This is a genomic window from Eubacterium sp. AB3007 (assembly GCF_000688015.1).
Taxonomy (GTDB): Bacteria; Bacillota; Clostridia; order Peptostreptococcales; family Anaerovoracaceae; genus Aminicella.
On record NZ_JIAD01000001.1, the window covers coordinates 568,135 to 578,347 of the forward strand.

Sequence of the window (10,213 nt, forward strand, 5' to 3'; positions counted from 1 at the left end):
GCCCAGAATCCTTATATTCAGTTTACAGTCACTTCCCATTCTTCCTCCGTGCTTTGAACTTGTGGACTTTATTGTCTACCGTGATGAGCACCATCCCAAGTAAAAGCCCAGAACAAGTTCCAAAGCAGATAAGAAGCATCCTGTGTTCGAATTGAGTCATGTTGCACCTCCTACGCCAGGAAATCCTCATCTTCCAGAGTGGCAAAATCGTCTGCTGCGGTGGACTTGCCTCCGAGCGGCTCTCCATCTCTGACTTTCTGGATGTTCCCGAGACCGCAGGCGATCCCCTTATTTCCATTGCTGTTGAAAGCGTAAAAATTCAGGGACACTCTCGCGTAGCAGCCGCTGTAGACTTCTGAACGGTCCAGGATCGGCTTCACGTTCCTGTCGACGATCTGCGGCGGGGTCTTGGAATTGGCATTGATGAACCAGTGGCCTTTGTATGCCTCATCATCCCTTTCGATGTCCCCGTCTCTTAAGGGCAGCTTGATCGCAGCCTTGTTCGGCTTCTTCCCACCGAACTTCGCAATCCCTTCCTCGATGGCCGCGTCAATGGCCCGGTTGATCGCTTCCACTGTATCGGTATCATCCTTTCTGATCAGCACCGATGTAGAGTATTTCTCCGCACTGCCGTTAATGGAAACCGGCTCCCAGCCATTGAAATAGGAAAGTCTTGTGTTAATTCCTGTAATAACCTTTGTTCTGTTTTTCACTTTAGCCATTTTACTTGTCCTCCGTTATTTCATTGAATTCTGATTTAGCGTTTGTTGTATTGATCGCTGGCCTCTTATCCGTAACAGGTACCAGCGTTGGTTTCCCTGGCGGCTTGTAGACAAGATCACCAAGTATCTCCTTAAACTTATCCTTGCCCATCAGCTTCTCCATGTCAGTGAGCGTGATCAGTGACTTCTGGTAGATGTCCTTATATCCAGCCTGCTTCGCTGCCTCTGCCACTGCTTCCTCATCCCGGTACTTCCTGACGGATCTTCCTGCGACCACCTTATAGCCAGCCCATTCCTTTCCGTGGTTTACTGCGGTTTCGGTGGCATAGGCTGTGATCTCGTTCGCCCACTTGGTCAGATCCGGGATGATGGCAAGGATCTCCTCGATCTCCGTATCTGTCAGAAGAGGCGGCTTTCTGAATTCCATCTGGGCGATCTTTAGCTTCTCCTCTGCTCTTGCTCTGCACCGGACTGCTGCTCTACAGAAGGTACACCATTCGCCAGGAGTGTATTCTCCCTCTCCGGCAAAGGCCATTTCCGCCTTGGGCTTCAGCTCGTTATCCGCCCAGTCCCTGAGTTCTGTTACGGAGATCGTCCAGGTGCTCACGTGCTCCCGCCTTGGCTGAAAGATAGTCATGGACACCTTATTGATGTCGTATAGAGCATCGTAGATCTCAAGCGCACCTATGGCGTACAGTTTCATCTGCGGATTGTTCTCTGCTTCGACCAGTACTCCCATACCGTACTTGAAGTCGATGATGTGGAGCCGGTCATCTGCGATAATGATGCAGTCTCCGGTGCCAAACCCGTCTGGGACGTAACAAGAAAAGTCCAGGTGCTGCTCGATGAGAACTATTGGGTCACTGCATACCTGCTTTGCGATTTCTAGCTGTTCCATGATGAAGTCCACATAGGCATCGGTACACTCTTCCATCTCATCGGAGTCATAGTCCGAAGTCGGCCGTTTACTCCTCATACGCAGTGCACGCTTCAACTTGTGCTCACACAGCGCATGTGCCGCAGTGCCTTCCCTGGCTGCCTCCGAGGTGGTATCCTCGAACTCAAGCTCCAGCCTAGCCGATGGTAAGCAGTGAAGCCACCGGTGGGATCCGGAAGCAGAGAGAATTGCATGATTACTCATCGGACATCCCCTCCGCTTCTTTCATGATCGCTGGGTAATGCTTCGGGTCTACCGCACTCAGCTTATCTGCACCGTAGCGCTTCAGCATCTCCCTGATCTCTGCAGTATGACCTGCTCGACTCTTGTCCGCGAGTACTCCTCTCACCTGTTCCAGCGTGTACTTTGGTGCTGCTTCTTTTTCTGACACCTGCTCAGATGATCCGTCTGTCAGCTCGCCGCATAACAGCTCCAGTCTTTTCGAGCACTCCTTCAGATCCTCCGCCGCAGCAGACATCAGCCTTGCCGCATCAAGCATGATCTTGGCCTTCTCCATACTGGTCACCTCCTCTCTCTGACTTACAGATGGCGATCTCTCCCACACTGTCACCGGGTACCAGGATAGTAACCTTGCGTCTATCCCCAAAGAGATATCGCAGGAGCCTCTCCCGGATGGTGACATTCCGGCAAGCGAATACGCCATCAGACTGTGGCTTTTCTGAAACACTGATCATGACTTTGTGTTCCACGTTTATTCCTCCTTTCCGAGGTGCTGTAGTTGTTGCCCTCTACCTGGTAGCCACGGGAGGTGATGATATCTGACGTTTTATTGCAAAAAAATAAAGGCCTGCAGGATTTTTCCTACAGACCATAAATATGGGATTCTTTATAAAGGATCAGGCGGCATTTGATCAATGTCGGTAAGTGTCATTTGCGCTACATCATTATACACTTCAAGTGTGCCAGTGAAATAGCCACCATTAAGACCCGCTTCAAGCATTCCTTCAAAGTTCTCAAAACCCATTTCTTGAGCACATTTGTCGAATTTGGGTAAATCTTCCCCCCAGATAATTACCTGAACACGATCAGGATCTGGGTAATCTGCTCCGACGTTGATGAAGAGTGGAGATCCCTCTATGTCATCACGATATGACCACCAATAATCTTCAATATATAGATTGACGGTCTGATCTATATAATCACCAACCTCATCATAGGATACTACGGGGTATTCAGATTGAACTTCAGAATCAAATTCATCCTCCTCGTCTTCAGCTTCTTCTTCCTCGTCATCGTACTCTTCAGAAGAAGTGTTATCATCAGAAGAAGAACTCCCCTGATTACTACAACCGCAGAAGATTAATCCCGAAAATACTAATGTACATGTTAACAGAACCGAAACAATAATGTTTAGAACTCTTCTATTTATCCTCATCACTCTGCCTCAACAACCTCAGAATCATCGTACTTCTGGATACTCTCGATACTGTTCAGGCAACCTCTCTTAGCCTTGTATCCTTCGCCTGTAGCGATGATCTCGCTGTTCCCTGCCTTCAGATCAAACATAATTCCTGTGTTGGTCTTTTTGATAATATCCCATTTCTTATGCTCCTTCATATGTCCCATTACTACATGTTCTATACATTTGGCAGATACACCTTCTCACGATCGAACAATACCACTAGTTGCTCATTATAGACATATTTAATTTGATTGATGCTATCAATATACAATGTCGCATGGCTGTCTTGTAGCTTTTTGAAATTTGTTAGAGTGTGAGTATCCTTTTTTACACGCGTATCTTTGAGGCTTTTCCCAGCGAATTGAATATACTTATTGATGGGGGTTCTATTCATAAGCGGCACTTTTGATACGACCTTCCCTGCACCCAATCCAGCGCTTGCCAATCCTTTCACTATAGTTCCATCAATCGATCTGTTCAATACTTTTTCCATTTTATCGTAGGCTTTTGTATATAGATTTCTATACTCATAACTATATTCCTTAATTTTATCGGACACGTCTTTCAGGTAGTCAGCATCTGTATTCCCCAACAGAAGAAGTTCTACGTATGAAGCCATGCTGAAAAGGTAGACTGCAAGTCTGTATTCTTCGAAAAGTGTATTGATTTTTTTTACTTCTTTTTTAACCTCCTGGTCGCCATGAAGCAACCACTCGTCGTCGAACAGACGGCCTTGAATATTATCATTGATCTTCTCTTTTGCAAAAAGAATGCCTTGTTCCGCTTGTTGTCTTATATCCATAGCTTTTAGATGGCTATTACTCTTATATTGATCATTGTTCCAATTGTACTGAAAATGACAAAGAATATCGGATAGGAAAATCAGGCTACCCTGAAGCTCTGTCTTTTGTTTGATATCAAAATACGTCATCATAGCATCCAGGGATTTCTGAATGCTATTCATTTTCCTTTGGATGTTCATCAGCGTGAGTGCCATACAGAACATTGTCGGGTCAAAGACAACGGGATTCAAACGTGCTTGTCCTCCTCCCACGGCTCCGTTCTCTTTCAATACCGTTCCAAGATAACCGCTCCCATCCTTAAAGGAGGCCAACTGACCCCCATTAGGAATAGTAACCCTGTATAAACCGCTCGTTGCTTCACCGCTACTAAACACAGTCTGGATGGCTGTCTTCACCGGTTCAAATCCTACTCCAATTGCTGGAAGATCAGCTAAAAGAATTTCCTTCCTGTCTTTTATCTCGTTCTGATCCTCAACGGGTTCTATATATAATTCCGTAGTAGCAATAATATCATTTCCAGCCATCTTTGTATGTCTCCTATTTTTTTATTTCAAAACTATTATACGCTACCGAAAACTAACCGGCAATAAAAAAACACCCCCGCACCCGAGATAATCTGAGATACGAGGGTTTGCTTTACTTCAACTTCCTGATATACGCCCTGGACTTCGTCTTCCCTTTCTTCTTGACCTTCCGGTAGATCGAGACCTTTATCTGTCCGCCGACGATCATCACATCCTCGATCTCGCAAACGTGGTCGTAGTGGTGCTTCTTGATCAGCTTTCCTTTACTGTCGTAGACACAAACATAATTCTCATGGCTCTGTCCCTGGGAGAATGCCCTGTAGATCTTACCGTCGTGGTAAGCCATCCCCTGCCCAAGTTTGTAGGTCTTGGAAAGCCGGATGACACCTTTCTTCCGGAACTTATCATCAAGAACGTAGACTTTCTTGCTGGCCATCTTCTTGACCAGATACCCCTTTCCAAAGCAGCAGATCGCGTTGAAGCCGCCGGAACATCCAGTCACGATGGCGTCTGGCATCTTCTCCAGGGTCTTCGCATCGATCCGGTGGATGGCGTTGCTCTTTCCCGAATGGGTGACAAGTAATACTCCGTCCCGAACGCAGCAGTCATTCCCATGGCCGATGTGGAGAGTCTTAGATACCTTGATGACCTCCTTCTCTTTACCTGCCTTGAGTTTTACAATCCTGGAAGTCCCCTTCTTCATATTCCCGAAGATGAGGAAGTAGTAACCCTTGTGGTAACATGTGCCTTCCAGCACGCGAAAGTGCTTCAGCTTTCTTCCGATATGCTTTCTAAGCTCCACTTCCTACACCTTCTTTCCCGTGAACTCGATATCAAGATACCCGCAGATCGCCTTTGCCAGTGCCTTGCCGTATTTCCTATAATCCTTCAGTTTATCAAGATCAGCCTTAATAGCACCGGTCTCAAGCAGCACCGCAGGCATGTTTGTCTGAGTCAACTCGTAGAGATCCGGACGCTTTGCCACTCCTTTATACTTCATCTTCATCTCTTTTGCAAGGGGTTTACCGATGGCCTTAGCAGCTTTCTTCCCAGCAGATGATACGTAGAGAGGATATACACCCGAACTAGCAGCCTTGTAGTCGCAGTGGATAGACAGATAGAAATCAGCTCCCTTGGAGTTCGCCCACTTCACGCAGCTGATCATATTCCGATTGTTCCCCTTGTCCGCATCGGTAAGGACTTTGATACCAGATCCTCTGAGATACCTGGCCGCCTCCTTTGTGATCTTCAGCATCAGCGCTGCCTCACTGTACTTCCCATAGGTGCAGCCAGGATCCCAGGAGCCGTCGATGGATGTCCCATGTCCGCAGATCAGCACGAACAGATCCGTTTCCTTATTCCACTTCATCTTCCTCACCTCCGTCATCAATAACTTCATCAGTTGTCAGTTCATTCGGCATCTCCACCTCGGGGAGCCCGGCAAGAGACGTCAAAATGGACAGCACTCCCATTGTGATCGTGCACCCGATGATCTCCTGCCAGGGGAGTTCCGTGATGCTGACCATGTTTGTTCCAATCAGGGTGGTCATGCCCTGGGCCATTGTCTTTACCGCACGGATCGCCGCGCATTTAATCCATACTTTGTTCATGGTCTTCACCTCCAATTAAAAAGGAGCCTTGCGGACTCAGCCGTTCAGCTCCTGCTTCTTTACCTTCTCCTTCACGAGTTTCATCCGTTCCTTTGCATCCCCGTTTCCGTGGAGACGCAGGTAGATCTCGTTTTCTGCCCGTAGATCATCCCACTCATCAAGATCGATCTTCTGCTGATCGAGCATCTTGTCACATCGGTCGATAATATCCTGTTTCAGAAGGTACATCATCCCAGTGCCAAGATCCTCGAGCAAGGACTTTTCTTTCTTCCGCTGCTTACACCGGTGCCTTGCCCATGCGCAGATCCAAGACAGCACGCCGCCAATTATAAAGCTGACGGCAGCCGTGATCCCGGTGTTTAATATGATTGTGGTCACGTTCGTCCACCTTCCTACGCGGTCCTATGCCACCGGTATACCGGCGTATAGGGCTGCATGACGTTAATGCTTGCCGCGGTTCCTGTGAATCCGTGATTATGGGCACCGCCTCCTCCTGTGTTTGAATTAGTCGTACCGGTATGATGATGTGCCGCCACCTCGCTAGTATTGACGGTTGTGTTCGCATCACTGTTCTTACCCATTCCGGATCTTCCTCCGGAGGCGCAGTAGTTCGCTCCATATTTGTAATCTCCAAGAGTGTGCTTATGCTTCCCAGCATCACCAGTCGTGAACCCGTGCGTATGAGCAGGAATCTCAGCCGTTGTCAGAGTATGATTCCCTACCGTGCCAGCTGGCGTATAAGACTTAGTCTCACCACCTCCGTCTACAGTATGGGAAGAATCGCGAGCGATTAGAACTCGACCATCCTCAATCTTTTCCCATGTTCCAGGCCACGATACTCGCGGATCAAAACTTGCATTACTCGTGTCATAATACGATCCGACCGGATATACGAGGTCGAACATAGACTGAAATGTTCCTGCTTTATCTCTCAGAGATACGTCCATCCCGATCTTGAAGAGCCCGTTTGGATGACTTGATTCCGTATTCTCTTCTGCAGGAACCCCAAACCCGATGCACTTTCCCTCCGGGGAAATGTCGATTGGAAAGAAACTATTCGAAAGAAAAGTGCTGGCTACGATCGAAGATCTTCCTGACACGGCAAGTGTGACAGAGATATCGTACCTTTTGTTCAGATCAAATGTTACGCTGCTGATGATCTGATTGACGTTAAGATTTGAATTTGAGACAGATATCGTTTGCGGTGTCGCAGATGACCCGTGCTCCACATAACTCATTGTAATAGTTGGGAGCACGTCTTCATATGCGCTCGTATTTCTGTTATACAACCTGCCTTTTGTCCAGTTGAACGCTAGCCGCAGTGCAGTCCCTGACCCAGGATCATCTGAAGATGTGCTTGTGTTATACCGCACCGCCTTTAGATTGCTTAGTGTTGGCGATGTATATTTTCCTGTCCATATAGCATATAAGGTAGCCCCGGTATTGGCTGTATAGCTTCCGCCTGGACTGTAGTTTGTCCCTGACCCATTCGATGCCGTATTCCAGGACACAAAATCACAATCTGAAAGCAGCGGGATAGCATTGGATAGTATAATCGTCTGATCTTGCGTCTTGATTTGTGTACCGGGAGCACCAGTACCTCCATTAGCGTTAAACAGAACCTCATAGGTATTCGGGATCCATATTGCATATAAGGTGACAGCCGCATTTGCGGTGTAACTTCCTCCTGGACTATAGCTTGTGCCAGTTCCATTGGATGTGGTATTCCATTCTTTAAAAGTATATCCCGTTCTGGTTGGAACTGTGGAGGATAAGGTCAGTGCTGTTCCATATGTCTTTGTTTGGCTCCCAGGTGCTCCAGAACCATTATTCGCGTTATATGCGACCGAATAGGTTGCAAGAGCAGGTATCGTGATAGACAGTGATACTGATGTATTACAGTTCTCCCAATCACTTGTTCCGTGGAATACCTCAAAGTTTACAAGCGCCCAGGTTACAGAATAGGACTGCGTACTGGTCGTTTTCGTATATGTTTTTGTATACTGTGCGATGAGTCTTGAATCAGTATAACCACTGCCATATGCATACTCTTTTGCAACGTCTACGTCACCATATACAGTTCCGTGGGAACCGGTGAGCTTAGCACTTTGTGATCCACCGTAAGCATCATACGTATCTGTTTGCCGTTTCCAGAAAGTTGCTGTGATGGTGTAGGAGGTATTTGTCGATGAAGTCGTATACTTGATTACCGGAGAAACACCATGGACGCTTGTACCTACTTTTTCAGCCATATTATTTCCTCCTTACAATACCTTGAGCGACAAATGTCCATCCGAGCGCATGACCCACCCAAGCTCTCCCACAGGATCACCGGAAGCATTTGTTGATCGCATCATAATATTGGTTGTCATCAGGGACGGAGCTGAGAAAACATCTGCGGATGAATAGGCGGTCTCAATACCATCGACAACAAACGCAAGCTTTGATGGAACGATCTTCAGATAGGTGTTTGGTTCACCAGAGGATTGTCCAGCCCACATCTTGATTGAAGGCGGAATCCCCTGAGAAGCATCCCCTGTATCGATAACAAGCTGCTGCGCGATTTTATCGTGTTCATCTAATCTGTCATCGTGGCTGTCGAGTCGATTATCAACTACGCCAAGTTCACCCTGAACCTCTCCCTTATATTGATCCAAATTATTTTGAACCCCACCTGCTGCCTGCAGTGCACCGTCTACTCCATTGTCTACATAGTTCTCGGTTGCGTAATGAAGGCTATTCCCAATATCGGAAACATCGGTGGGGATATCTTCCGGGTTTGCCTTATGATCAGCAGTATCTTGAGCTACAGCAGCTTTATTCCAGGCTTCCTTTGCCGCTTCATAGGAACTGCTTTTTGATACTTCAGACCAGAATACTCCGCTGTCTGTAAAGGCTGTTAGATCAACAAGATATAGGCTGTTTGTCGAAGTGCCATCATAGGACGGCTCGACTTTTGCCCAGCCACTTGGAATCGTACCTGAGGAAACAAATGCAACTCCCTGCGCATCAGTAGGTTTTGATGGCGTCGTGGTCGAGGATGCGATCATATAGAAGCGCCAAGTGCCCTGGATATCCCGTTCTATCGATACTGTGATCGACGCACTCGCCTTGATCGCCATACTACGCCTCCAGTCTTGCCTCGTACACCGCCTTATTCGTCACAGAGCTTGCATTAACGGTCAGTGTGGCACCTGTGCCAACAGCTGTGCTCCCGCCATCCTTGTACCACTTGATCGTCCCAAGGGCGGTCAGAGAGGATCCTGTCACCTCTGCGCCTGCCTTGTACACATGAGCAGTTAGCACCGTGCTCCCGGAGCTATTCTTGAAGATATTCCCGTTTGATGTAGTGATCGCCATCGTGATCGCATCTGCTCCAGCGTTTCCTTGGGGTCCCTGATTCCCCTGCGGCCCCTGGGGACCGGTCGCACCGTGAGCAGCAACCGCATAGGCTTTGGTGGACTTCCCATCAGAATATGTGACCACAGTCTTGGTCCAGAGGTACTCACCCACGGATGTGGCAACCGGAGTATCCGAGGTAAAGGAAGAATCCGCCGGGGCCGTTGTGCCGGAGCTCGACTTACAGTACTTTACGCTTGTGGTGGATACCGTGACTGAGGTTCCGTTGGTGCCTGTCCGAGCTACCGAATAGGAATAGGTCGGATCGCCGCTGGTATAGTTTGTGGTCACCTTCGTCCACAGGTACTCCCCTGCTCCAACAGAAGGCACGGAGTCCTGCCATCCTGAGGTCGGCGTGGTGGTGCCGCTTGAAGACTTTGCATACTGCGTTGTCTGAGAAGATATCCCCCTTCCCGTAGCACCAGTCCCTCCCGTCTGCCCTTTGAAGGCGATGGCAAAGGTGAATTCCTTGTTGATGCTGATATCTCCGATGCTGACAGGAATCACCACCTTGCCAGATGCCGCAAGCGCCGCTGCAAAGGTGATGGTCACCGGGACCAGGCTGTTTGCAGCACTTCCCACAGAGGCGGTAACATTAGTTGGACAGGTAGGGGTTCCTACGGTGGGCGTGAGCTGATCCTCCCCTCGAAAGCAGGCAACGTTTACGGTTACGCTCTGGGATGTCCCAAGAGATGAGGTCCCGCCATTTAGCGAAATCGCATCCATCGAAAGCATGATGGAATACGCATCGGTAAGGTCAGCAATGGTGATTTGATCTGATGTTTTGATAGCCAT

The 10,213-nt window shown here is 48.2% G+C and carries 15 protein-coding genes; all 15 read right to left on the minus strand.

Features of this window, described 5'->3' with window-relative positions; genetic code table 11:
* Positions 1–28: 28 nt before the first annotated feature.
* The 15 genes from P156_RS13645 to P156_RS0102830 all read right to left on the minus strand — a co-directional run bounded on the left by P156_RS13645 (position 29) and on the right by P156_RS0102830 (position 10,213).
* Entirely contained in the window at positions 29–160 is a 132-nt protein-coding gene (locus tag P156_RS13645) for a hypothetical protein (protein ID WP_255344208.1), read from the minus strand.
* Between the two features lie 10 nt (positions 161–170).
* Positions 171–722, minus strand: coding sequence for a DUF2815 family protein (locus tag P156_RS0102765; protein WP_027868842.1), 552 nt, complete (start codon positions 720–722; stop codon positions 171–173).
* Between the two features lies 1 nt (position 723).
* Positions 724–1,863, minus strand: a complete 1,140-nt coding sequence (locus P156_RS0102770) for a DUF2800 domain-containing protein (RefSeq protein WP_027868843.1) — start codon at positions 1,861–1,863, stop codon at positions 724–726.
* The gene (locus tag P156_RS13505) at positions 1,856–2,176 is read right to left on the minus strand and encodes a hypothetical protein (RefSeq protein ID WP_027868844.1); all 321 of its coding nucleotides are present in this window, start codon (positions 2,174–2,176) and stop codon (positions 1,856–1,858) included. The genes P156_RS0102770 and P156_RS13505 overlap by 8 nt, the downstream gene beginning before the upstream one ends.
* Positions 2,151–2,369 carry a hypothetical protein gene (locus P156_RS0102780; protein ID WP_027868845.1) on the minus strand — a complete coding sequence of 73 codons (219 nt, stop codon included), beginning with the start codon at positions 2,367–2,369 and terminating at the stop codon, positions 2,151–2,153. Before P156_RS0102780 ends, P156_RS13505 begins: the two co-directional genes overlap by 26 nt.
* A gap of 137 nt (positions 2,370–2,506) precedes the next feature.
* Positions 2,507–3,055 (minus strand): hypothetical protein, encoded by a 549-nt coding sequence (locus P156_RS0102785; protein ID WP_027868846.1) that lies wholly within the window; start codon positions 3,053–3,055, stop codon positions 2,507–2,509.
* Positions 3,055–3,246: a YegP family protein gene (locus P156_RS11295; protein ID WP_081818417.1), complete on the minus strand. Its 192-nt coding sequence runs from the start codon at positions 3,244–3,246 to the stop codon at positions 3,055–3,057. Before P156_RS11295 ends, P156_RS0102785 begins: the two co-directional genes overlap by 1 nt.
* Positions 3,247–3,257: 11 nt before the next feature.
* The gene (locus P156_RS0102795) at positions 3,258–4,409 is read right to left on the minus strand and encodes a hypothetical protein (protein WP_027868847.1); all 1,152 of its coding nucleotides are present in this window, start codon (positions 4,407–4,409) and stop codon (positions 3,258–3,260) included.
* 112 nt (positions 4,410–4,521) lie between these two features.
* A complete protein-coding gene (locus P156_RS0102800) occupies positions 4,522–5,211 on the minus strand; it encodes a hypothetical protein (protein WP_027868848.1) in 690 nt (229 codons plus the stop codon).
* 3 nt (positions 5,212–5,214) lie between these two features.
* Positions 5,215–5,778 (minus strand): N-acetylmuramoyl-L-alanine amidase, encoded by a 564-nt coding sequence (locus P156_RS0102805; protein WP_027868849.1) that lies wholly within the window; start codon positions 5,776–5,778, stop codon positions 5,215–5,217.
* Positions 5,765–6,019, minus strand: coding sequence for a holin (locus tag P156_RS11300; protein WP_081818419.1), 255 nt, complete (start codon positions 6,017–6,019; stop codon positions 5,765–5,767). Before P156_RS11300 ends, P156_RS0102805 begins: the two co-directional genes overlap by 14 nt.
* Before the next feature lie 36 nt (positions 6,020–6,055).
* Complete coding sequence (locus tag P156_RS0102815) at positions 6,056–6,397, minus strand: ATP synthase subunit I (protein ID WP_027868850.1); 342 nt, start codon at positions 6,395–6,397, stop codon at positions 6,056–6,058.
* Positions 6,398–6,411: 14 nt separating this feature from the next.
* On the minus strand, positions 6,412–8,271 hold the full coding sequence (locus P156_RS0102820) for an InlB B-repeat-containing protein (RefSeq protein ID WP_027868851.1): 1,860 nt from the start codon (positions 8,269–8,271) through the stop codon (positions 6,412–6,414).
* Between the two features lie 12 nt (positions 8,272–8,283).
* Complete coding sequence (locus tag P156_RS0102825) at positions 8,284–9,141, minus strand: hypothetical protein (RefSeq protein WP_027868852.1); 858 nt, start codon at positions 9,139–9,141, stop codon at positions 8,284–8,286.
* A 1-nt stretch (position 9,142) separates the two neighbouring features.
* Complete coding sequence (locus P156_RS0102830; RefSeq protein WP_027868853.1) at positions 9,143–10,213, minus strand: collagen-like protein; 1,071 nt, start codon at positions 10,211–10,213, stop codon at positions 9,143–9,145.